Raw genomic sequence first — 23969 nt, 5'->3', positions numbered from 1 at the left:
TACCGCTCAAAGAAAAGGGAGTAGCGGCCATGAAGAGATAAAAGGAAATCCATTTTTTCTGAATGGTGCATAAATGCGTCAGAACGGTAGATGAAACTACCCGCATTATGAGATAATCAGCGAGACTTTTATTTCAGGCATTATAACAGTGCCTGGGATAAAAGTCTTTTTTTTCCCTTTTTGAACGCTTTACAACTATTGTTAGTAAGAGAAATGGAGGAGAAAAATGAATAAGCGAAATGGAAAAATGAAATATCTGGCAATCGGTGCTGCCGGGTTTATAGTGGCAGGGGGATTAGCGCTGGATACAACTTACCAGATTCAGGAGCAGGAACAGGCAGTACTCACAACCTTTGGAGTGCCAAAGGCAGTGAATGAAACGGGATTACATTTCAAAGTCCCTTTTGTACAGCAGGTGCAGAAGGTAAATACCACGATCCAGGGATTTCCAATCGGATACAGTATGGGGAACAATGAGGTGGTGGAAAATGAAGGAATCATGATCACTTCGGATTACAATTTTATTGATGTGGATTTCTTTGTAGAATATCGAATTTCAGAACCTGTAAAATATCTTTACACATCTGAGCAGCCGGAAGAGATTTTAAAAAATATTGCGCAAAGCTGTATCCGAACTGTGATAGCAAGCTATAACGTGGATGAGGTTCTGACCACCGGAAAAGGAGAAATCCAGAGCAAGATCAAAGAGATGATTTTGAATCAGATGGAGGAACAGGATCTTGGAATTCAGTTGGTTAACATAACAATACAAGATTCCGAGCCGCCTACTGAAGAAGTGATGAAAGCATTTAAAGAGGTGGAAACTGCGAAACAGGGAAAGGAAACGGCGCTTAACAATGCCAATAAATACAGGAACGAAAAGCTTCCCGAAGCGCAGGCCCAGGCAGACCAGATTATTCAGGATGCGGAGGCACAAAAACAGGTGAGGATCAATGAGGCAGAAGCTGAAGTGGCAAGATTTAATGCAATGTATGAGGAATATGTGAAGAATCCGGAGACCACAAAAATGCGAATGTTCTATGAAACCATGGAAGATGTGCTGCCTGGTATGAAGATTGTGATCGACAACGGAAGTGGCGTGGAAAAGATATTGCCGCTGGATTCTTTTTCCGGAGACTGGAAAACAGAAGAAGATACAAGTGAAGAAACTAAGTGAAGTTAAGATAAGTATCTGATAGAAAGGATAAAAAATTATGAAAATGAAAAAAGCGGCACTTATAGCAGGCATTCTCGGAGCAGTAATAATCGGTTCTTCCATAACTATAACCCAACAAAATGAATACAAGCTGATCCGTCAGTTTGGTAAAGTTGACAGAGTGATCTGCGAACCGGGAATCAGCTTTAAAATTCCATTGATAGAAAGAACACAGTCTTTACCAAAGGAAACGTTGTTATATGATTTGGAAGCATCTGATGTGATTACCAAGGACAAGAAAACCATGATCAGTGACAGCTATGTTTTGTGGAGAATCACAGATCCCCTTAAATTTGCACAGACTCTGAACTCTTCTTTGGAAAACAGCGAGAGCCGAATTAATACGGCCGTATATAATGCCACAAAAAATGTGATCAGCAGTCTTTCCCAGGACAGAGTGATCACAAGCCGTGACGGAGAATTATCGGATATGGTGATGGAAGCCATTGGAGATAATATGGAACAATATGGAATAGAGCTGATTAAATTTGAAACAAAGCAGCTGGATCTGCCGGACGATAATAAGGCTGCTGTGTATGAGAGAATGATCTCAGAGCGTGATAATATTGCTGCTACATATAAAGCAGAAGGCGATTCAGAAGCAAAAGTAATCCAGAACAAGACGGATAAGGAAGTGACCATTCAGATTTCAGATGCGAAGAAGCAGGCTGAGATTTTGAAGGCAGAAGGGGAACAGGAATATATGAAAATTCTTTCCCAGGCTTATGGGGAAGATGAGAGAAGTGAATTTTATTCCTTCGTAAGAAGTCTTGAAGCACTGAAAGCTTCTATGCAAGGAGAAAACAAGACCGTTATTTTGTCATCGGATTCCCCGATTGCTCAGATTTTTGAGGGAAAATAATAAAAATTCTTGCATCTGCCGGTATTGACGTATATCATAAGGTACATAAGGAGTGACAAAAGATGGCGATAGTGAGAAAACACATATATTTTTCCGGGCAGGTGCAGGGCGTTGGATTTCGTTACCGTGCCAAAAATGCGGCGAGAGCCAATGATCTTACCGGCTGGGTGGACAATCTGTGGGATGGCAGAGTGGAAATGGAAGTCCAGGGAGAGCTTTCCGGAATTGAGCGTATGATTCAGGAAATCGAGATGGGAAGTTTCATCCGGATTGAGAATTATCAGATGGAAGACCTGCCTGTGGATGAAAGGGAGTGGAGCTTTTATTCGAAATAAAAAGGGATGCCAGGAGCAATGGGAATTTTGCTTCTGGTATTTTTTTGTGTAATAGGAATATTACGGAGTAATTTCCTATTACACAAAAAACGCTCCGCGAGCAAATAGCAAAGCGGATATTGAAAAAACAGGATTGACATTCAGAAACATGCCCCTTATAATTAGTTCGTGCACGAACAGTTCGAACCCGAACAGTTCGCACATGAACTATTTTGTATGGAAGTATATGAAAGAAGGGAAAGATGGAGAAAAAGAAGAAAACTGGTCCTGATGAGTGCTGCAGGGCGGAACGGCAAATAGGGTATGAGGTTCGTACTCTCAATCAGGTAATTGGGCGTCTGGTGAATTCGTATCAGTCCAAGGTGGATGAGAAAGCCGGAATTAACCGCATGCAGGGTTGGATCATTGGTTATCTGTACCGGCATTCAGAAGAAGCTGTTTTTCAGAAAGACCTGGAAGCAGAATTTCAGATGGCGCGTTCTACTGCGTCAGGAATCCTTCAGGCAATGGAGAAGAAAGGGCTTATTACCAGAGAATCTATTCCAAGAGATGCCAGGTTGAAGCGTCTGGTGCTTACGGAAAAGGGGATGGAATTTCAGATGGAAATTATGGAGAATTTTGACAGGATCCAGGATGTGTTAAAGTCTGATATTCCCCAGGAAAAACTGGAATGCTTTATGGAAGTTCTGGACATGATCCGGGAAAATGCCCAAAGAGAGTGCTGTCTGCGGGATGAAAACTAACAAAAAAGAAAGGGGAGAACCTGATGATAAAGACATTACTTGCCCAGGTAAAGGAGTTTAAGAAGGCCTCCTTCCTCACACCGGTATTTATGATACTGGAGGTTGTGGTGGAGACAATGATTCCTCTTGTAATGGCAGATATGATCGACAACGGTGTGGAAGCCGGTAATATCAGTTATCTTTACAGAAAAGGTGCCATTATGGCGCTTCTTGCTGTTGCAGGACTTGTTACCGGTATTCTTGGGGGAAAATACGGAGCATACGCATCCTCCGGTTTTGCCCGTAATCTTCGTAAAGCAATGTATACGAACATTCAGACATTTTCATTTTCAAACATTGACAAGTTCAGTACTGCAAGTCTGATCACACGTCTGACTACAGACGTGACCAACCTGCAGAATGCATACCAGATGATCCTGCGTATGTGTACCCGTGCCCCGGCCAGTCTGATCTGTGCCATGGCGATGGCGTTTATGATCAATGCAAGGGTTGCCAGCATTTACCTTATTGCCGTTATTTTTCTTGGATGTTTTCTCGTATTTATTATGAAAAAGGCGACGAAGTATTTCCGGGAAGTATTTGAGAAATATGACGATTTAAATGCCAGCGTGCAGGAGAATATCAGCGCAGTCCGCGTTGTGAAGGCTTATGTACGTGAGGAATATGAGACCACTAAGTTTCAGAAAGCCTGCAATAAAGTTTACGAAATGTTTGTAAGAGCTGAGAAGCTGGTAGTTATGAATATGCCGGTTATGCAGTTTACAGTATATGCATGTATTCTTGGAATCAGCTGGCTTGGTGCGAACATGATCGTTGGCGGCAGTCTGACTACAGGTGAATTGATGAGTCTTCTTACATATTGTATGAATATTCTTATGAGCCTTATGATGCTCTCCATGGTATTTGTTATGGTCACCATGAGCGCAGCAAGTGCAGAGCGTGTAACTGAGGTTATCAATGAAACAGCAGATCTTCATGATCCGCAGGATCCGGTTATGGAAGTTGCAGACGGAAGTATTGAATTTGACCATGTGGATTTCAGCTATAAGAAGGACAGTAAGGAGCCGGTGCTGAAGGATATCAATCTTTCTATCCGCGCAGGAGAAACTATTGGTATTATCGGTGGAACCGGAAGCGCCAAGTCCAGTCTGGTAAACCTGATCAGCCGGCTTTATGATGTAAGCTCCGGATCAGTGAAAGTTGGAGGTGTGGATGTGCGTGACTACCATATGGATAGTCTGCGTAACCAGGTGGCAGTTGTACTTCAGAAGAATGTGCTGTTTTCCGGTACCATTCTGGAGAATCTGCGCTGGGGAAATAAAGAGGCTTCGGAGAAAGAGTGCCGCAGAGCGTGTCAGCTTTCCTGTGCGGATGACTTCATTGAGAAAATGCCGGACAAATACAATACTTATATTGAGCAGGGCGGAACCAATGTTTCCGGCGGTCAGAAACAGCGTCTGTGTATCGCCAGAGCTCTTCTTAAGAAACCCAAAGTACTGATTCTGGATGATTCCACAAGTGCGGTAGATACTGCCACAGATGCACGTATCAGAAGAGCTTTTGCAGAAGAAATTCCGGATACTACCAAGTTGATCATTGCACAGCGTATTTCCAGTATTCAGAGTGCGGACAGGATCATTGTCATGGATGAGGGAAAAATCAGCGGATTTGGAACTCATGAGGAACTGATGAAAACCAATGCCATTTATCAGGAGGTTTATAATTCACAGATAAAGGGTGGTGGAGATTTTGATGAGAATAGAGGAGGTGAGCAGGCATGAGCAATGAAAGACCGATAAAGAAGCCAGGCCGCAGCGGGGCAGCCTTCCGTTCAGGCCCTATGGTAGAGAATCCGGGCAAGATGCTTGGAAGACTGATGGGGTATATTTTTAAGAACTACAGGATCCATATTATTGTAGTTGTGATCGGCATTGTGGTAAGTGTTCTTGCCAATGTGCAGGGAACCATGTTTATGAAGACTTTGATTGACCAGTATATCATGCCTATGCTTCAATCTGAGACTCCGGATTTCCATCCTCTTGCAATGGCAATTCTTCGTGTAGCCTGTTTTTATGCAATTGGGGTGGCGTGCACATATACGTACAACCGTCTGATGATCTATGTCAGTCAGGGCACCCTACGCAATCTTCGAAATGAGATGTTTGAGCGCATGGAAACACTTCCTGTTAAATATTTTGATACACATGCACATGGCGATATCATGTCTATCTACACCAATGATATTGATACACTGCGCCAGATGATCAGCCAGAGTATTCCACAGCTGATCTCCAGTGTGATCACCATTGTCAGTGTATTGATAAGTATGATTATTTTGAATGTGCCTCTTACCATCGTGACTCTGGTCATGGTTGGAGTGATGCTGGTGGCAAGTAAAAATCTTGCAGGACTCAGCGGCAAGTATTTCATGGAGCAGCAGAAGAATCTTGGTATTGTAAATGGTTACATCGAGGAAATGATGGAAGGCCAGAAGGTTGTAAAGGTATTCTGCCATGAGGAAGAAAGCCTTGAGAAGTTTAATGAGCTGAATGACCAGCTGTTTGAGAGCGCGAATAATGCCAATAAATTTGCAAACGTGCTGATGCCTACCTGTGCACAGATTGGGAATATCAGCTATGTGCTGTGTGCCATTGTTGGCGGCGTGCTGGCAGTAAATGGTGTGGGTGGATTTACTCTTGGCGGCCTGGCAAGTTTTCTTACTTTTAACAAGAGCTTCAGCCAGCCGATCAACCAGGTAAGCCAGCAGTTTAACAGTATTGTTATGGCACTTGCCGGAGCGAAGCGTATCTTCGACCTTCTGGACGAGAAGCCGGAGGTAGATGACGGATATGTGACCCTGGTAAATGTGAAAGAAGAGAATGGTAAGCTGGTTGAGTCCAAGAAACGTACAGGACGCTGGGCATGGAAGCATTTTCACAAAGCCACTGGCAAAACAGATTATATCGAATTGAAAGGTGATATTGTTCTGGATGGCGTTGACTTCGGATATCGTGATGACAAGATTGTGCTTCACGATGTGAAGATGTATGCGAAGCCAGGACAGAAAATTGCATTTGTCGGCTCCACGGGTGCCGGTAAGACGACAATTACCAATCTTCTGAATCGTTTCTATGATATTCAGGATGGTAAGATCCGTTATGATGGCATCAATATAAATAAGATCAAAAAGGGTGATCTGAGACGTTCCATGGGTATCGTTCTTCAGGATACTAATCTGTTTACTGCTACCGTTATGGAGAATATCCGTTATGGAAAACTGGATGCCACAGATGAGGAAGTTATTGCAGCTGCCAGGCTGGCGAATGCAGATGGCTTTATCCGAAGACTGCCGGATGGTTATCATACTATGCTTCGCAATAATGGTGCTAATTTAAGCCAGGGACAGAGACAGCTGCTTGCAATTGCCAGGGCGGCAGTAGCAGATCCGCCGGTTCTGATCCTGGATGAGGCTACCAGCTCTATTGATACCCGTACAGAGAAGCTTGTACAGGATGGTATGGATAAGCTGATGGAAGGCAGAACTACATTTGCAATTGCACATAGGTTATCCACAGTCAGAAACAGTGACTGTATTATGGTTCTGGAGCAGGGACGTGTTATTGAGAGAGGCTCTCATGATGAGTTAATTGCGCAGAAAGGTAAATATTATCAGCTGTATAATGGGTGATATGGGGTAAATAAGTAAGAGGTAACGTTTGGAAGGTTCAAGCGTTACCTCTTACTTTGGGTTTTGGAAGATTTAGAGCGTGTTTGAAAAAGGCTTTCTGCAAGAATTTTTCAAACAGGCTCTAGAGCGCGTTATTTTTCACTGGCAGTTTCTTTCTGCGGCAGCTGGGCAAGAACGATAGCCCCGAACATTACCACACAACCGATGATTTCCCGGGTGCTTAATTTCTGTCCTAAGATAATCCAGCCGGCGAGGACAGAGATGCAGGATTCCAGACTGAGAATCAGGGAGGCTACGGTTGGGTTCATATTTTTCTGGCCCACGATCTGGAGGGTGTAGGCGACACCGCAGGACATAACGCCGGCATAGAGAGTAGCGCCCCAGGCACCACTGAATGAAGAAAGATTGGGATGCTCCAGAATTATGGCTGGGATAGCAGTGAGGATTCCGCAGACCAGAAACTGGATGCAAGACATTTTTACTCCATCTGTCTTTGGTGAAAAGTAATCAATGACCAGAATGTGCAGGGAAAACAGGAAAGCACAGATCAGGACCAGAAAGTTTCCCTTTCCAATGGAAAAGCCGTCTGTGATGCAAAGCAGATAGAGACCAATCAGTGCCATTACAACCGCAACCCAGATAAAAGGACTGCATTTCTTTTTCATAAAAAGTCCAAGAATCGGGACGATGATAATGTAGCATGCAGTGAGAAAACCTGCTTTTCCAACGGAGGTGTACTGGATACCAAACTGTTGGAAGTTGGAAGCAAGACACAGGCAGATACCGCAGATTATGCCGCCGGCAATTAAGGTTTTGTTGCGGGAAAATGGATTTGAACCGCTGGATGCCATTGGCTGTCTGTCGGATTCTGTGAAATCAGCTGAATTGCTCTGTGGATTTATTTTATTGAGCAGTAAAATAACCGGGATCAGCACCAGAGAACCGATAATGTTTCTTGTGGCATTGAAAGTGAGAGGGCCGACAGCTTCACCGCCCTCACTTTGTGCTACAAAGGCGATTCCCCAGATCGTTGCTGTCAAAAGGAGAATCAGTGAATTTTTTAATGGTATTTGTTGTTTTTTCATAATGAATTATCCCCTCGTAAAATTTACAAAAATGCCCTCCTTTAACAGGAGGGGCATCATCGTTTAAATTATCTTTCCATCATGCTGATGGATTCAATTCCTACACTTCCACCTCGGACTACTTCGATGCGGCCGAATTCTTCTTTGATCAGTTTGACAACTGCATCATTTTTGGTCGCTGTCTGTACGAATTCCAGAAGCAGGCTGTCTTTACCGTAATCAATGACTCTGGCTTTGAAAGTCTCAGCAATCTGGAATAATTCAACTTTGTCCTCAGAAGAGCAGTTAAAAACCTTGATGTAAAGAATCTCTTTCATGCGGACGAACATATTGGTGAAATCAATAACTTTGATGACTTCTACCATTCGGTTCAGCTGTTTCTTGATCTGTTCGAACGTTTCATCGTCGCTTACAGTTCCGATGGTCATTCGGGAAACGGTAGGATCCTCTGTAGTACCAACGGTGAGGCTGTCCAGGTTATAGCTTTTGCCGGAGAAAAGTCCGGAAATCTTGGACAGAACACCTACCTGGTTTTCTACGTAGAGGGAAATCCATCTTTTTTTCATGCCTTTATCTGCCATTGGATAAACCTCCTGTTAATTAACAATCCATAATTAAATCTTCCAGTGTTCCGCCAGGCTTTACCATCGGATAAACCATTTCTTCAGGATCAATGATGAACTCGATCAGAGTCGGAACTTTGGTATTTTTCTTTGCTTCTTCAAAGGCTGCGGCAACCTCATTTTTATTGAAAACCCGGATCCCTTTGGCACCGTAGCTTTCTGCCAGCTTTACAAAATCCGGTGTATATTTCGGGTATTCCTCGCCATTTGTACGGCGGGAAAGGGCACCGGAGCGAAGATTGGTCATGCTGTAGCGTTTGCCATAGAAAAGCTTCTGCCACTGACGAACCATACCAAGATATTCGTTATTAAATACACAAAGGATCAGTGGAAGCTCTTCCAGAACAGCTGTGGCAAATTCCTGAATATTCATCTGCATTCCACCGTCGCCGGAAATAACAATAACCGGTTTGTCCGGATTACCGATCTTTGCGCCTACACCACCGGGAAAACCGTATCCCATGGTGCCAAGTCCTCCGGACATAACAAGCTGTTTGCCTGGTGTGATCTCAGCATACTGGGAAACCAGCATCTGGTGTTGTCCGACATCCGTGACAATGATGGCTTCTTCAAACTGGCAGTTGATCTGGTTAATGATGTCAACCGGACTTAATCTGTCATTTGGACGCATTACAAGAGGATGTTCCTGCTTCCAGCTGTTTATCTCACTGTTCCATTTTTTGCTGGCATAGTCGGAAACGTATTCGGACATTTTTGCAAGGGCATCTTTTGCATCTGCAACGATTGGAATATCTACCTGGATGTTTCTGGAAATAGAGGCCGTGTCAATGTCAATATGGATAATCTGGGCATTAGGGGCAAATTCATGAAGCTTTCCTGTGATTCGGTCGTTAAAACGTGTTCCAATGGAAAAAAGTACGTCACAGTTGCTTACAGCCATATTGGCTGCATAGGCACCGTGCATGCCAAGGTTTCCGATAAAAAGCGGATGGTTGGTAGGAATTGCACCTCGTCCCATAATAGTAGTTACAACCGGAACACCGGTCTTTTCCACTACTTCCTGGAATACCTTATTGGCATGGGAAATATTGATTCCGCCGCCTGCCAGGAAGAGAGGCTTTTTTGCATTGGAAAGTGTTTTGATCGCACGTTTCAGCTGTCCGATGTGGACACTGGTGTTTGGCTTGTAGCCGCGGATATTTACGCTCTTTGGATATTCTGCACTGCCAAGTTCAGCCATTACATCCTTGGGCAGGTCAATAAGAACCGGTCCAGGGCGTCCGGTACGTGCAATATAGAAGGCTTCCTTGATGATACGTCCAAGATCTTCACGGTTGCGTACAGTGACTCCATACTTGGTAATACTGCGGGTAATTCCTACAATATCAACTTCCTGGAATGCATCGTTTCCAATCAGATGACGTGCTACCTGACCGGTGAAGCACACCAGAGGAACGCTGTCGTAATTGGCTGTAGCAAGGCCTGTGACAAGGTTGGTAGCACCAGGACCGCTTGTTACAAGACATACGCCAACTTTTCCAGTGGTACGTGCGTAAGCATCGGCTGCGTGAACCAGTGCCTGCTCGTGACGTGGAAGGATTACGGTGACATCATCCTGTTTGTATAATTCATCGCTGATATCGATGGTACATGCTCCGGGATAACCGAAAACGTACTCAACACCTTCTTCTTTCAGTGCTTTTACCAGCAGCTTATTGCCTGATATCTGTTTCATTTAGTGAAGATACCTCCTTTTCGCCGGGGAAAAACCCCACAATATAATTATAAAAAAATCTCCCACAAGTTGTGACGCACATCTTGCAGAAAGCCTTTTTCAAACACGCTCTAGAGCAAACGATATTTAATCAATATTATAGCGTTAACGTGGAAAAGTGTCAATAAAGTTCACAGAAAACCAGAGAATTGCGGCGCGAAATCATGCAAAGCATGATTCTTTTGCATCGCGAAGCGTGTTACTGGTCACGGAGGGAACAGTAACACGTTGAATTAAAAGAGGTGGGAAAAAGAAAGGGATAACTGGTCAAAAAGTGGATTTTGTGGTAAGATATGTAGAACAAAAGTGTACTGAGAAAGAAAGGAGGAGGTTGAAAATAGTGGAACTAAATAAGGAAAATATGAAAAAGATAAGGTGGCTGATCGCTTTTTCAGTGCTTCTGTATCTGGGAGTGCAGAATCTGGATGTGGTGCTGAAGTATGTGAAAATTGTGTGGGGACTTCTTCTGCCATTTGTGTTGGGTGGAGCTATGGCGTTTGTGCTGAATGTACCTATGGCATTTATTGAGCGACATGTTTTTGGAAAAGCAAAGGAAAAAGAAGACAGGAAGGGACGCGCAGCAGCAAAATTTGCAAGACCGGTGAGCCTGATCTTTTCCATTGTTCTGGTGGTGATGGCGATTCTCGTTGTAGTACTGATTGTGGCACCGGAGCTTGGAAGAACTCTGGTAAATGTTGTGAAAAAGGTGGAAGAAGATATTCCGTTAGTTCAGAAATGGCTGACAGATACCTTCCAGAGTGATTCTGAAATTGTGAAATGGGCATCTACCATAGAAATTGATCCGCAGAAAATTATTGATTCTATTGTGAGCGTTTTGAGAAGTGGGGCGGACAATCTGGTATCATCCACTATTACCGTGACTATGGGATTGGTGAGCATGGCTATGAATTTTGCAATTGGTTTTGTGTTTTCCTGTTATGTGCTCCTTCAGAAAGAGAAGCTGGGCAGGCAGGTCCTGAAAGCGGCTTATGCGATCTTACCTGTGAAAACAGTGGAATATCTGGGACATGTTTGTACACTGGCAAGTAAGGTGTTTTCAAGCTTTATTACCGGGCAGTGCATAGAGGCAGTGATCCTGGGAAGCATGTTCTTTGTTTCCATGACAATCGGAAGATTTCCATATGCAATGCTGATCGGAGTGCTGATCAGTTTTACTGCGCTGATTCCTGTGTTTGGCGGAATTATTGGATGCTGGGTGGGATTTTTCCTGATTTTGATGGTAAGTCCTCTGAAGGCTTTGGCATTTCTGGTATTGTTCTTGATCCTGCAGCAGATTGAGGGAAATCTGATCTATCCTCACGTAGTTGGAAACTCTGTGGGACTGCCGGCAATCTGGGTACTGGTTGCAGTGACTCTGGGCGGAAATCTTATGGGAATTGTGGGAATGCTGATTTTTATTCCGTTGGTGTCTGTAATTTATACATTGTTTAAGGAATGGGTGTCTGAGAGGCTGGAGCAGAAGAAGGTAAAAATCAGTTGAGAAAATTTTTAATGAGCGCTGGATGCTAAATAAAATAAGCGCTGGAAAATAATTGGTTTACATAAAACAAAAAAGCTGCAAAAAAACATCTCCGGGAGGATTAAGAACTTCCGGAGATATTTTTTGCTTATTTTTATGAAGATCAGTCGTTGGTCTGTTTCTGACTTTCTACTTCTGCAAGCTTCATTGCACGAACTTTCAGCGGCAGACCGAACAGAGTGATGAATCCGTCTGCATCATGGTGATCGTACATATCACCTGTTGTGAAGGAAGCAAGAGATTCATTGTAAAGGCTGTATGGAGAAGTGGTTCCGGCTTTGATGATGTTGCCTTTATAAAGTTTGAATTTTACTTCACCAGTTACATATTTCTGTGTGGACTCTACGAATGCTTGGATTGCCTCACGAAGTGGTGTGAACCATTTTCCTTCGTAAACAACCTGAGCCAGCTGGCTGCCAAGTTTCTTCTTGGTTTCCAGAGTTTCACGATCAAGGATCAGCTCCTCAAGCTGTTCATGTGCTTCCATAAGGATTGTTCCACCAGGAGTCTCATAAACACCACGGGATTTCATACCTACAACACGGTTCTCAACGATATCGATAATGCCGATTCCGTTCTCGCCGCCAAGCTTGTTCAGTTCTGTGATGATCTCGGAAACTTTCATTGCCTTTCCATTTAAGGTCTTTGGAACACCTGCCTCAAATGTCATGGTGATTTCGGTCTCTTTATCCGGAGCTTTCTCAGGTGTTACGCTGAGTACTAACATATCATCATAGTTTGGAGCCTGCGCCGGATCCTCAAGCTCAAGTCCCTCATGGCTGATGTGCCACAAGTTACGGTCACGGCTGTAGCTGTGTTTTGCATCGAATGGAAGATTGATACCATGAGCCTGGCAGAACGCGATCTCGTCTTCACGGGACTGCATGGTCCAAACGTCTGTCATACGCCATGGAGCAATGATCTTGATGTCTGGTGCAAGAGCTTTGATTCCAAGCTCAAAACGGATCTGGTCATTTCCTTTACCAGTTGCGCCGTGACAGATTGCAACAGCGTTCTCTTTTCTTGCAATCTCAACCAGTTTCTTGGCAATAGCAGGACGTGCCATGGAAGTACCAAGAAGATATTTGTGCTCATATACAGCACCTGCCTCAACACACGGCATAATATAGTTGTCGCAGAAGTCATCTACGATATCCTCAATATATAATTTGGAAGCTCCGGAAAGCTTTGCTCTTTCCTCAAGTCCGTCCAGCTCATTTCCCTGTCCGCAGTTAACGCAGCAGCAGACAACATCATAATCAAATGTTTCTTTCAGCCACGGAATCAATGCTGTGGTATCAAGTCCGCCTGAATATGCAAGTACAACTTTTTCTTTCATAATATTTACCTCTTTTCTTTTATCCCTCTGAAACAGATAGGGTTATAAAGCATATTAAATTTTGAATAAATATTCATCGTGATAACGGCTCTTACGTTCTGTACGTTATTCACAAAGAATAATATACAACAATACTCATAAATATGCAATAGTAAATTTGAAAAAAATTTATAAAAACTTTGCATAAAAATGCATCATATAATAGGTAAATACGCGTTGAAATGCACAAAAAAAGATAGATTGAATGGAAAATAAGGAAAAAATGACTATTGCATAATATGCAAAGAAGATGTATAATTCATTCATCATTGTTTATAAAGCACATGTTACTGTTCACTCCGTTCACAAAACGGACATTGTTGCCAGTGAACAGAGTAACAAGTATGAGTTCTAGAGCCTGTTTGAAAAAGCATGCTTTTGACACCATAATAATGGAGGACACTAAAATGATAAAAGCTGGAATTATTGGAGCAACCGGTTATGCGGGAAATGAAATTGTACGTCTCCTTCTGGGACATAAAAATGTGGAAGTAGCATGGTATGGATCCAGAAGCTACATTGATAAAAAATATGCAGGAATTTATCAGAACTTTTTTAAGCTGGTAGATGCAAAATGTATGGACGATAACATGGAAGCTCTGGCAGATGAGGTTGATGTGATTTTCACTGCAACACCGCAGGGGCTGTGTGCTTCTCTTGTAAATGAGGGAATCCTTTCCAGAACGAAAGTAATTGATTTAAGTGCAGACTTCCGTATTAAAGATGTGAAGAAATATGAAAAATGGTACGGAATTGAGCACAAATCCCCTCAGTTTATTGATGAAGCTGTGTACGGATTATGTGAGATTAACCGTGAGGACATCAAAAAAGCCCGTCTGATCGCGAATCCGGGATGCTATCCAACTTGTTCTACACTTTCTATTTACCCATTGTTAAAGGCCGGAATGATTGATCCGAACACGATTATTATTGATGCTAAATCCGGAACGACGGGTGCTGGAAGAGGGGCTAAGGTTGATAATCTTTATTGTGAAGTAAATGAAAATATCAAGCTTACGGTGTTGCCACACACAGACATACACCAGAGATCGAAGATCAGTTAGGATATGCCTGCGGACAGGAAGTGACCATTAATTTTACCCCGCATCTTGTTCCAATGAACAGAGGCATTCTGGTTACAGCATACGCTTCCCTGACAAAGGATGTGACCTACGAAGAAGTAAAAGCTGCTTATGATGCATGCTATGAGAATGAGACATTTGTGAGGGTTCTGGATAAGGATGTGTGTCCGCAGACAAAGTGGGTAGAGGGCAGTAATTACGTGGATGTGAATTTCAAGATCGATCCGAGAACCCACAGAATCATCATGATGGGAGCTATTGACAACCTGGTAAAAGGTGCTGCCGGACAGGCAGTTCAGAATATGAATCTGATGTTTGGGTTTGATGAAGCGGAAGGATTATTACAGGTTCCGATGTATCCGTAAAAGTGAAATTGGAGACAGGCTCCGGGCCTGATTTCAGGACTGAGTTACATTGAAAAATAAACATATAATTTGCCTGATCGGGCAAAGGAGGAGTATCAATATGGAAATAATTACAGGTGGTGTTACCGCAGCAAAGGGGTTTAAAGCAGCTGCGGCAGCAGCAGAAATTAAATACAAAGGCCGTACAGATATGGCCATGGTTTACAGTGAAGTTCCATGTGTTGCAGCTGGCACTTTTACAACAAATGTGGTGAAGGCAGCTCCGGTAAAATGGGATCAGAATGTGGTCTATAATCACCCATCTGCACAGGCTGTGATCTGCAACAGCGGTATTGCAAATGCATGTACCGGAGCAGAAGGATATGGCTATTGTAAGGCGACTGCTGATGCAGCTTCTGAGATACTTGGAATCCCTGCAGATAGCGTGCTGGTTGCATCTACAGGCGTGATTGGAATGCAGATTCCGATTGACAGAATTGTAAATGGTGTAAAGGCTATGGCTCCGAAGCTTGACGGTTCTTTAGAGGCCGGAACAGAGGCAGCCAAGGCTATCATGACTACAGATACCGTAAAAAAAGAGGTTGCTGTACATATCGAAATTGGTGGAAAAACAGTAACAGTTGGCGGTATGTGCAAGGGATCCGGAATGATCCATCCTAATATGTGTACCATGCTTGGATTTGTCACAACAGATGCTGCAATTTCCAAGGAAATGCTTCAAAAAGCACTAAGTGCAAATATTAAAGATACCTTTAATATGGTTTCTGTAGATGGCGATACTTCCACAAATGACACTGTTCTGCTCCTTGCAAACGGCATGGCAGGCAACCCTGAGATCACAGAAGAGGGTGCTGATTTTGATAAATTTATGGAGGCTTTGAATTATATTAATACCTGTTTATCAAAGAAAATTGCAGGTGACGGAGAGGGCGCGACTGCACTTTTTGAAGTGAAAATTGTGGGCGCTAAGACAAAAGAAGATGCAGTTACGCTTAGCAAATCCGTAGTAACTTCTTCTCTTACAAAGGCTGCAATTTATGGTCACGATGCAAACTGGGGACGGATTTTGTGCGCTATGGGATACTCTGGAGTGCAGTTTGATCCGGAAAAAGTTGACCTGTATTTTGAGAGCCGCGCAGGAAAATTAAAGATTATTGAGAACGGTGTTTCAACAGGATATGATGAAGCAGAGGCAACCAGAATCCTGTCTGAGGATGAGGTAACAGCTATTGCAGATGTGAAGATGGGTGACGCAAAAGCAACTGCATGGGGCTGTGATCTTACTTATGATTATGTGAAAATTAATGCAGATTATCGTTCTTGATATTAAAGCTTGAGAGTGTGTAAATTAGATGCCAGAGGAAGACTGAAAGGCATGCAGTTGTAGGACTTTTGTAACATAAAGATATAGGAAAGAAAGGTTAAGAGAAAAAATGGTAAATCAGAAATATCTTGATAAGGCAGAGGTACTGATTGAGGCGCTTCCTTACATACAGCGTTTTAACCGTAAAATTGTTGTAATAAAGTATGGCGGAAGTGCTATGCTGGATGAAAAATTGAAGGCGAATGTAATTAAGGATGCAGTTCTCCTGAAACTGGTTGGATTTAAGCCAATTATCGTACATGGTGGCGGCAAGGAAATCAGCAAATGGGTTGGAAAAGTAGGCATGGAGGCTAAGTTTATCAATGGTCTTCGGGTAACAGATTCCCAGACAATGGAAATAGCAGAAATGGTCCTTGCCAAAGTAAACAAAGAACTTGTTTCCCATGTGGAATCTCTTGGCGTACAGGCTGTTGGTATCAGTGGAAAAGACGGTGGATTGCTGAAATGTAAGAAGAAATATTCCAATGGAGAGGATATTGGATTTGTAGGGGATATTACAGAAGTAAACCCGAAAATTCTTTATGATCTGCTGGAAAAAGATTTTCTTCCGATTGTTTTTCCAATCGGATTTGATGATAATTATGACAGCTATAACATTAATGCAGATGATGCAGCCTGCGCAATTGCAGAGGCTGTACATGCAGAGAAGCTTGCATTTCTTTCTGATATTGAGGGAGTTTATAGGGATAAAGATGATCCGTCATCTCTGATTTCTGAGCTTCATATTCAGGATGCCAGAAAACTGATCGAGGATGGATATGTTGGCGGCGGAATGATTCCGAAGCTGAATAACTGTATTGAAGCAATTGAGCATGGTGTTAACCGGGTTCATATTCTTGATGGAAGAATTCCTCATAGTTTACTGTTGGAAATCTTTACAAACAAAGGTATCGGAACTGCTATTTTAAGAGAGGATGGAGAGAAATATTACCATGAACATGAATAATCAGATGGAAGAAGCGGAGTCCAGTATTCTTCATACATATAATCGTTTTCCTGTTGTTTTTGAACGTGGAGAGGGTGTGCACCTTTTTGATTCTGAAGGCTCCAAATATCTGGATTTTGCAGCAGGAATTGCTGTAAATTCGCTTGGATATCATTATCCTGGATATGATGAAGCACTGAAAGAACAGATTGATAAGCTGACTCATATTTCTAATTTGTATTACAATGAGCCAATTATCGAAGCTGGCGCAAAGCTGGTAAATGCAAGCCGCATGGACAAGGCTTTCTTTACAAACAGTGGTACAGAGGCTATTGAAGGTGCATTAAAGGCTGCGAAAAAGTATGCTTATGAACGTGACGGACATGCAGATCATGAGATCATTGCCATGAATCATTCTTTCCATGGCAGATCTATTGGAGCACTTTCTGTCACTGGAAATGCACATTACCGTGAGCCTTTTGAGCCGCTCATGGGTGGTGTGAAATTTGCTGATTTCAATGATCTTGAGAGTGTAAAAGCCCAGGTTACAGATAAAACATGTGCAATTATTATGGAGACCGTACAGGGAGAAGGCGGTATTTATCCAGCGGAAAGAGAGTTTCTGGAGGGCGTTCGCGCACTGTGTGATGAGAAAGATATTCTCCTTATTCTGGATGAAATCCAGTGCGGAATGGGACGTTCCGGATATTATTTTGCATGGCAGGCATACGGTGTACAGCCGGATATTATGACCTGTGCAAAAGCGCTTGGATGCGGTGTTCCTGTTGGTGCATTTGTGTTGAGTAAGAAGGTTGCACAGGCTTCTTTGAAGCCGGGAGACCATGGTACAACTTATGGCGGAAATCCGTTTGTATGTGCGGCTGTAAGCAAGGTTTTTGACATTTATGAGAAGGATATGATCCTTACTCATGTACAGGAATTAACCCCATATCTTGAAAAAAAACTGGATGAACTTGTGGAAAAACATGAGTGTGCTGCAGCAAGAAGAGGTATGGGATTCATGCAGGGAATCGTCATTGCAGGACGACCTGTAGGAGAGATTGTTAAGAAGGCTCTGGAGAAGAAACTGCTGGTTATTTCTGCAGGAAGCGACGTGCTTCGTATTGTGCCTCCGCTTGTGATTACCAAGGCGGATATCGATGAAATGGCGGAGATTTTGGATGAATGTCTGGCGTAAATCAGGGCTGGAGTTTTGGTAAAAAAACAGGTGAAAATTAAAAAAGATTCACTAAAAAAGCAGTGTAGGTTGATTTTAAGCTATAAATGAGAATAAAATGACAGAAAAAAGGTACTTTGAAATGGTTTCAGGTACCTTTTTTCTATTGCTCAAGATTCTGTTTTAAAAAATTATTCCGACAATCGCCCATAAATCCTGACATACATCTTGTCAAAAGTTGGGGGATGGAACTTTTTACACTGTATAGAGTACAGCTGCTTAAAAGCTTTTTGTGAATTTACTCTTCTGCGAAGTCGAATTCGTCTTTAAATTTCTCTTTGAAAATGTCAAAAACAGCGGTGAGAATGTCATCGTCATCAACGAAAACATAGCTCTCGTTTTCTTCATTTCCGTCGTCCTCAACCTGAAGAATCAGTACTTCTTCATCTTCGTTCTCGTCCTCACCTTCCACGTCCTCTACAGGTGGGAGAAGAACTGCGTAGCGCTTTCCTTCATACTCAACAAGGTCCAGGAACTCAAAATCCATGTCTTCCCCGTTTTCGTCGGTGAGGGTGATGATCTCGATTTCCTCTTCTGCTGGGGTACCAATGTTCTTTTCGTCTGCCATTGTGATTCTCCTTTCAAGTTGACATGCCAGCCCGGCTGTCATATTTGTTGAAAATATTATATCAATTGTGAGAGCTGTTGAATAGATGGAAAATATAGAAAATTTCGAAAATATTTTTGCATAATGTCAGAAGAAAGACTGGAAAAGCGGTTTTCAGTAGAGATATAACAGGATTGCAAGGTTGTTTTGGGAAAATATAAAAAACCTGTTGACAAGTAAAGTTGTCAATGATATTATGCAAATACAAGGAATGACAAATAAACTTGTCATAATGACAATGAAATAAGTCATTTCAAAAAAATGAATACACTACGAATGAGAAAGGAGCCTTTGAAATGGCGCTGGAGAATCGATTGAAGGAATATCGTGCCAGGCTTGGAATCAATCAGGCGGACATGGGGAAACTGGCTGGTGTGTCCAGACAGACGATCAGCCTGATTGAGAGGGGAGACTATTCACCTTCAGTGACGCTGGCTTTGAAGCTGGCGAAGATCTGTCAGGTGACAGTGGAAGATATTTTTACTTATACGGAGGATGGAGAAGATGAATAAGGGAAAATCTAAGAAGAAAATGAATTCCTATTTAAAAATGGTACTGATTATGCTGGCTGGTGGTGTTGTTGGAGGAATTTTTGGCTTTGTTACATCATACACTGGGGAGAATTCTATAGCAGCTATTGGGCATGGGATGAATGCATTTCTTTTGGCTGTACGTGATCATACAGTGCTGCTGGAATGTATCTGCGGTGCGATCTGTATTATGATCTGTGAGATCCATTTTGGAAAGATGAAGAGAATGGGAAGCCAGATACAGGATGCAGAGGATGAAGAATATCATGAATTGCAGTATCATATTGAAGTGTCCTCCAGCTGGGGGATGATTGCGAGTACAGTGGGAACTGTTCTTATGATGCTGCTTATTTCACCAGGATACTCTATGAAATATATTGAGAGCCAGAGTGACGGTGAGATATGGATGTTCTTAGCAGGACTGGTTGTGTTTGTGGGAATGGTTGGATATTTTGGTATGTGGCAGATTCGCTATATAAAGCTGGTTCAGAGAATTTATCCGGATAAGAAAGGTGATCCTACTTCTATAAACTTTCAGGAGCAGTGGCTTGCAAGCTGTGACGAAGCAGAGAAGGAAGAAATTTACGAAGCAAGCTATAAGACTTATCTGCTGACTGGAAAGGTACTTCCTTTTTGCACATTGGTAGCCATGCTTCTTCATATGGTATGGAATACGGGCGTTCTTGCTATTATCATTCCTGCTTTTCTCTGGATCTTATCGGCGTCTAATTACTGCCGGTGCTGCGTTACGAAAAAAAGCGAAAAACTTGCGAAGTGAATGAATCTTTGAAAAATACATATAATACTATTATGGAGGTGCCTGCTGCAAGTGCACCTCCTTTTCTTCCCGGGAAGGGAGTATCCTTTTGGAGGCTGTCAGAACATCGATTGGCTTAGAGCGTGTTTGAAAAATCATTCCTGCAATCTGCATGCCCCACTTTGCGGTATATTTCACTCGAATTCGGTTGCCGTAGCCCGCTACGGCGCCCTCATCCGGGCGAAATCTCCCACAAATTGTGACGCACATCTTGCAGAAAGCCTTTTTCAAACACGCTCTAGAGAAAGAATCTGGAAGTATAGGATAGTTTATGGAGGTATTGTATGTGGGGATTTCTTGTAGCGTTGATATCTGGTGCATTGATGAGTATTCAGGGCGTTTTTAACACAGAGATGACTAAGCAGACCAGCTTGTGGGTATCCACCGGCTGGGTACAGTTTTCTGCGTTTCTGGTCTGCGTGTTGGCGTGGATTTTTACCGGGAGGGACAGTGTTGGCGCGTTGTGGCAGGTGGAGAATAAATATACTTTACTTGGCGGTATTATCGGAGCATTTATTACAATAACTGTCATTCAAAGCATGGGAAGTTTAGGTCCTGCAAAGGCTGCTATGCTGATTGTAATTTCCCAGCTGGCAGTTGCCTATATAATTGAATTATTTGGTCTGTTTGGTGTAGAAAAAGTGGATTTTCAGTGGCGAAAACTGATCGGCATGGCTGTGGCGATTGTAGGAATTGTCATATTTAAATGGGAGAAATAAGGCAAATAGATAAAAGACTGATAAAATTTAGAAATGGTATTGTAAAAAATGTAAAGTTTCGTTAAAATAGATTAGGTAAAGCATGAGTGGAGGGGAACCTGCGCATAAAGCGAAAGGGGAACCTGCATGGGAAGAAAAATAAAATACAGATGTGGAATCTGGACAGTTTTGTTCTTTCTCTGGACGGCGTCTGCAATGACAGGTTGCGCACGTCGGGAAGAGGTTTTTCTGGAAGAGATGGATTCAGATGAAGAGAACTCGAATAGAAAAGCAGGAGAAGAGAGCACTGCGTATGAGAATAACGTGGCGGCAGGGGAAAATCCCGAAAAACAGTCTGTTGTTTCAGATGCTGGATCAGAGGGGAATACAGAAAATTCAGCTTTGGATTTGCCACTAGAAACGCCAATTCCACAGAAAATATTCGTTGATGTATGCGGAGCCGTTGTAAATCCAGGCGTTTATGAGCTGGATGAAGGAGCACGTATTTTCCAGGCTGTTGATGCAGCAGGAGGATATTTGCCAGAGGCAGCCATAAATTATCTGAACAGAGCCAGAAGTATTGGAGATGGGCAGCAGATTTATGTGCCTACTGAGAAAGAAGTGGCTGAGAACCTGGAACTTGCTATGGCGAAAGTGCCAGAGGCATTGAACGATGGTGACAATTCTGGGAATTCAGGATTGGAAGAAATTCAAGGCAGCTCAGTGGAAAATCCATCGGGAACTGTTGGAAGAGATACAGGAAGTTTCGGAGATGGCGTAGGCGATGATACACGAATTAATCTGAATACTGCAGATGCCGGACAGCTTTCCACTTTAAGCGGAATCGGGCAGTCAAAGGCAGAAGCCATTGTTGCATACAGAGAGGAGCATGGAGACTTTGCTTCTATCGAAGAGATTATGAATGTAGAAGGTATCAAAGAGGGTACCTTTTCAAAGATAAAAGACAAGATATCAACTGGATAAGGGAGATTCTTAAATGAGCAGGAAAGTTTTGGTAGTAGATGATGAGAAACTGATAGTAAAGGGTATCCGTTTCAGCCTGGAACAGGATGGAATGGATGTGGATTGTGCCTACGATGGCGAAGAAGCCTGGAGATGGCCCAAGAGAAGAAATATGACATTATTCTTCTGGATCTTATGCTTCCCAAGATGGATGGCTTTGAAGTATGCCAACAGATCAGGGAATTTTCAAATGTTCCTATTGTAATGCTTACAGCGAAAGGTGAGGATATGGATAAGATCCTCGGCCTTGAGTATGGCGCGGACGACTATATCACCAAACCATTTAATATTCTTGAGGTAAAGGCAAGAATCAAAGCCATTATGCGCCGTGCAGGCAGCAATCAGGAAGAAAAAGACAAGGCGAAGACAATAGAGGCTGGTGACCTGAAGATGGATTGTGAGAGCCGTCGCGTGTTTATTTCTGGTAAGGAAATCAATCTGACTGCCAAAGAATTTGATGTGCTGGAACTTCTGGTGTTTAATCCCAATAAAGTGTACAGCCGTGAGAACCTGCTGAATATTGTATGGGGATATGAATATCCTGGTGATGTTCGTACAGTGGATGTACATATCCGTCGTTTACGTGAAAAAATTGAGGCGAATCCCAGTGAGCCCAAATATGTACACACCAAATGGGGTGTGGGATATTATTTCCAGGCATAAGCCATGCCAGAGAAAAAGAAACCAAGCTTTTTAAAAAGTCTGCGTTTTCGTATTCTGATCATTCTGGTCATTCTGGGAATCGTACCAAGTGTCATTGTTGCTCATGTGATGGTGGCGGCCTATGAGAACAAGGCTGTGGCTGTCCGTAAGCAGACTGTTGAGAAGCAGTGTGACATTCTGTGTAACCTGTTAATTAAAGAGAATTATATGAATGACTCCAGCTCGCAGGATGTAAACAGCAAGCTGGAGTTGTTGTCTAATGTGTATGACGGCAGAATTCTGTTAGTTGACAGGGATTACAGGATTATCAAGGATACCTATGGCGTAGATGAGGGAAAAACTTTGATCTCCACTATGGTGATCAAATGCTTCAAAGGTGAGGAAGCCAGCCGCTATAATAGTAAGACACAGAAGATTGAGATGGCTCTCCCTGTGAAAAGCCCGGAGGTGAAGCAGCTTCAGGGTGCTATGCTGATCAGCTTTTCCTCCAATGAAATTGCAGAGAATATTCTGGAGCTGGAACAGAAGAGTCTTCTGATCACAGGAATCATTATTGTGCTGGCGGTCCTTCTTGGATATGTGCTTTCTACGGTTCTTGTAAAGCCGTTTGCCAGAGTTACCAAGTCCATTGAGGATTTGACGGATGGATACCAGAATGAGGAGATTTCTGTCCCGGATTATACAGAGACAGCACTTATTACGGATGCGTTCAACAAAATGCTTTCCAGAATGAAGATTCTGGATGAGTCCAGAAATGAGTTTGTTTCCAATGTGTCCCATGAGCTGAAGACACCGCTTACCTCCATGAAGGTACTTGCCGATTCACTGGTGGGCCAGGAAGGGGTGCCGGAGGAGCTGTATCAGGAGTTTATGGGCGATATCACTGCAGAGATTGATCGGGAGAATAAGATCATCACAGACCTGCTTTCTCTTGTAAAAATGGATAAGAAAGCAGCTGATCTGAATGTGGAGCACCTGAATATCAATCAGCTTCTGGAGGATATTCTGAAGAGACTCCGTCCAATTGCAGATAAGAGGCACATTGATCTGATCCTGGACAGTTTCCGCCCTGTTGAAGCAGATGTGGATGAGGTAAAGTTTACTCTTGCCGTGAGCAATCTGGTTGAGAATGGTATTAAATACAATGTGGATGATGGCTGGGTTCGTGTAACCCTTGACGCTGACCATAAATATTTCTATGTGAAGGTTGCAGATTCCGGAATGGGCATTCCGGAGGAGTCCATCGGAAGAATTTTTGAACGTTTTTACCGCGTAGACAAATCCCATTCCAAAGAAATTGGCGGCACAGGTCTTGGACTTGCGATTACCAGAAGTGCTGTGACCATGCATCATGGAACTATTCAGGTGGCAAGTAAGGAAGGCGAGGGAACTACCTTTACTGTCCGCATTCCTTTATCATATATTCCGTAGGA

Annotated in this window: 22 protein-coding genes and 2 pseudogenes; 18 read left to right on the top strand and 6 right to left on the bottom strand. The window is 42.9% G+C overall.

The window, feature by feature from the left end:
• Positions 1–226: 226 nt before the first annotated feature.
• The 6 genes from hflK to DW904_RS09500 all read left to right on the top strand — a co-directional run bounded on the left by hflK (position 227) and on the right by DW904_RS09500 (position 6844).
• On the top strand, positions 227–1177 hold the full coding sequence (gene hflK, locus DW904_RS09525) for an FtsH protease activity modulator HflK (RefSeq protein ID WP_118579778.1): 951 nt from the start codon (positions 227–229) through the stop codon (positions 1175–1177).
• A 37-nt stretch (positions 1178–1214) separates the two neighbouring features.
• Positions 1215–2078 carry a protease modulator HflC gene (locus DW904_RS09520; protein WP_118579775.1) on the top strand — a complete coding sequence of 288 codons (864 nt, stop codon included), beginning with the start codon at positions 1215–1217 and terminating at the stop codon, positions 2076–2078.
• Positions 2079–2140: 62 nt separating this feature from the next.
• Entirely contained in the window at positions 2141–2413 is a 273-nt protein-coding gene (locus DW904_RS09515) for an acylphosphatase (protein ID WP_118579773.1), read from the top strand.
• A gap of 242 nt (positions 2414–2655) precedes the next feature.
• The gene (locus DW904_RS09510; RefSeq protein WP_118579770.1) at positions 2656–3156 is read left to right on the top strand and encodes a MarR family winged helix-turn-helix transcriptional regulator; all 501 of its coding nucleotides are present in this window, start codon (positions 2656–2658) and stop codon (positions 3154–3156) included.
• A 23-nt stretch (positions 3157–3179) separates the two neighbouring features.
• Positions 3180–4937: an ABC transporter ATP-binding protein gene (locus DW904_RS09505; protein ID WP_118579767.1), complete on the top strand. Its 1758-nt coding sequence runs from the start codon at positions 3180–3182 to the stop codon at positions 4935–4937.
• On the top strand, positions 4934–6844 hold the full coding sequence (locus DW904_RS09500; protein WP_118579764.1) for an ABC transporter ATP-binding protein: 1911 nt from the start codon (positions 4934–4936) through the stop codon (positions 6842–6844). Before DW904_RS09505 ends, DW904_RS09500 begins: the two co-directional genes overlap by 4 nt.
• Before the next feature lie 131 nt (positions 6845–6975).
• Here the strand turns inward: DW904_RS09500 and DW904_RS09495 are convergent, their stop codons facing one another.
• The 3 genes from DW904_RS09495 to ilvB form a co-directional block, all read right to left on the bottom strand.
• Positions 6976–7929, bottom strand: coding sequence for a DMT family transporter (locus DW904_RS09495; RefSeq protein WP_264295788.1), 954 nt, complete (start codon positions 7927–7929; stop codon positions 6976–6978).
• Between the two features lie 68 nt (positions 7930–7997).
• Entirely contained in the window at positions 7998–8495 is a 498-nt protein-coding gene (gene ilvN / locus DW904_RS09490) for an acetolactate synthase small subunit (protein ID WP_334285059.1), read from the bottom strand.
• A gap of 34 nt (positions 8496–8529) precedes the next feature.
• Positions 8530–10248, bottom strand: coding sequence for a biosynthetic-type acetolactate synthase large subunit (gene ilvB, locus DW904_RS09485; RefSeq protein WP_118579758.1), 1719 nt, complete (start codon positions 10246–10248; stop codon positions 8530–8532).
• 379 nt (positions 10249–10627) lie between these two features.
• On the opposite strand from ilvB, the gene DW904_RS09480 reads away from it, so the two are divergent.
• Positions 10628–11788 carry an AI-2E family transporter gene (locus tag DW904_RS09480; protein WP_118579755.1) on the top strand — a complete coding sequence of 387 codons (1161 nt, stop codon included), beginning with the start codon at positions 10628–10630 and terminating at the stop codon, positions 11786–11788.
• A 142-nt stretch (positions 11789–11930) separates the two neighbouring features.
• Here DW904_RS09480 and DW904_RS09475 read toward each other — a convergent pair whose 3' ends face one another.
• Positions 11931–13166, bottom strand: a complete 1236-nt coding sequence (locus DW904_RS09475; protein ID WP_118579752.1) for an argininosuccinate synthase — start codon at positions 13164–13166, stop codon at positions 11931–11933.
• A gap of 446 nt (positions 13167–13612) precedes the next feature.
• Between DW904_RS09475 and argC the strand changes: the two are divergent.
• From argC to DW904_RS09455, 4 genes and pseudogenes are all read left to right on the top strand, one after another.
• Positions 13613–14652: pseudogene (gene argC, locus DW904_RS09470) on the top strand (N-acetyl-gamma-glutamyl-phosphate reductase).
• Between the two features lie 100 nt (positions 14653–14752).
• On the top strand, positions 14753–15976 hold the full coding sequence (gene argJ / locus DW904_RS09465) for a bifunctional glutamate N-acetyltransferase/amino-acid acetyltransferase ArgJ (RefSeq protein WP_118579749.1): 1224 nt from the start codon (positions 14753–14755) through the stop codon (positions 15974–15976).
• Positions 15977–16085: 109 nt separating this feature from the next.
• Positions 16086–16982: an acetylglutamate kinase gene (gene argB, locus DW904_RS09460; protein ID WP_118579746.1), complete on the top strand. Its 897-nt coding sequence runs from the start codon at positions 16086–16088 to the stop codon at positions 16980–16982.
• On the top strand, positions 16969–18159 hold the full coding sequence (locus DW904_RS09455) for an aspartate aminotransferase family protein (protein WP_118579743.1): 1191 nt from the start codon (positions 16969–16971) through the stop codon (positions 18157–18159). The genes argB and DW904_RS09455 overlap by 14 nt, the downstream gene beginning before the upstream one ends.
• A gap of 277 nt (positions 18160–18436) precedes the next feature.
• Here the strand turns inward: DW904_RS09455 and DW904_RS09450 are convergent, their stop codons facing one another.
• Complete coding sequence (locus DW904_RS09450; RefSeq protein ID WP_118579740.1) at positions 18437–18766, bottom strand: DUF1292 domain-containing protein; 330 nt, start codon at positions 18764–18766, stop codon at positions 18437–18439.
• A gap of 335 nt (positions 18767–19101) precedes the next feature.
• On the opposite strand from DW904_RS09450, the gene DW904_RS09445 reads away from it, so the two are divergent.
• Both DW904_RS09445 and DW904_RS09440 read left to right on the top strand, forming a co-directional pair.
• On the top strand, positions 19102–19317 hold the full coding sequence (locus tag DW904_RS09445) for a helix-turn-helix transcriptional regulator (RefSeq protein ID WP_118579737.1): 216 nt from the start codon (positions 19102–19104) through the stop codon (positions 19315–19317).
• A complete protein-coding gene (locus DW904_RS09440; protein ID WP_173716155.1) occupies positions 19310–20113 on the top strand; it encodes a DUF3169 family protein in 804 nt (267 codons plus the stop codon). Before DW904_RS09445 ends, DW904_RS09440 begins: the two co-directional genes overlap by 8 nt.
• Positions 20114–20143: 30 nt before the next feature.
• On the opposite strand, the gene DW904_RS25410 is transcribed toward DW904_RS09440, so the two are convergent.
• Entirely contained in the window at positions 20144–20362 is a 219-nt protein-coding gene (locus tag DW904_RS25410) for a DUF6783 domain-containing protein (RefSeq protein ID WP_347562089.1), read from the bottom strand.
• Between DW904_RS25410 and DW904_RS25405 the strand changes: the two genes are divergently transcribed.
• The 5 genes and pseudogenes from DW904_RS25405 (at position 20282) to DW904_RS09415 (ending at position 23967) form a co-directional block, all read left to right on the top strand.
• Positions 20282–20455 (top strand): DUF6783 domain-containing protein, encoded by a 174-nt coding sequence (locus DW904_RS25405; RefSeq protein WP_308768404.1) that lies wholly within the window; start codon positions 20282–20284, stop codon positions 20453–20455. The genes DW904_RS25410 and DW904_RS25405 overlap by 81 nt on opposite strands.
• Entirely contained in the window at positions 20437–20871 is a 435-nt protein-coding gene (locus DW904_RS09430; RefSeq protein ID WP_118579731.1) for a DMT family transporter, read from the top strand. The genes DW904_RS25405 and DW904_RS09430 overlap by 19 nt, the downstream gene beginning before the upstream one ends.
• Positions 20872–20997: 126 nt before the next feature.
• Positions 20998–21834, top strand: coding sequence for a helix-hairpin-helix domain-containing protein (locus tag DW904_RS09425; protein ID WP_243110360.1), 837 nt, complete (start codon positions 20998–21000; stop codon positions 21832–21834).
• A gap of 13 nt (positions 21835–21847) precedes the next feature.
• Positions 21848–22536: pseudogene (locus DW904_RS09420) on the top strand (response regulator transcription factor).
• A 3-nt stretch (positions 22537–22539) separates the two neighbouring features.
• The gene (locus DW904_RS09415; RefSeq protein ID WP_118579728.1) at positions 22540–23967 is read left to right on the top strand and encodes a HAMP domain-containing sensor histidine kinase; all 1428 of its coding nucleotides are present in this window, start codon (positions 22540–22542) and stop codon (positions 23965–23967) included.
• Positions 23968–23969 lie beyond the last annotated feature (2 nt).

It is taken from the genome of Ruminococcus sp. AM42-11 (genome assembly GCF_003480145.1).
Taxonomy (GTDB): Bacteria; Bacillota; Clostridia; order Lachnospirales; family Lachnospiraceae; genus Blautia_A; species Blautia_A faecis.
This window is presented reverse-complemented; position numbering and strand designations above follow the sequence as displayed.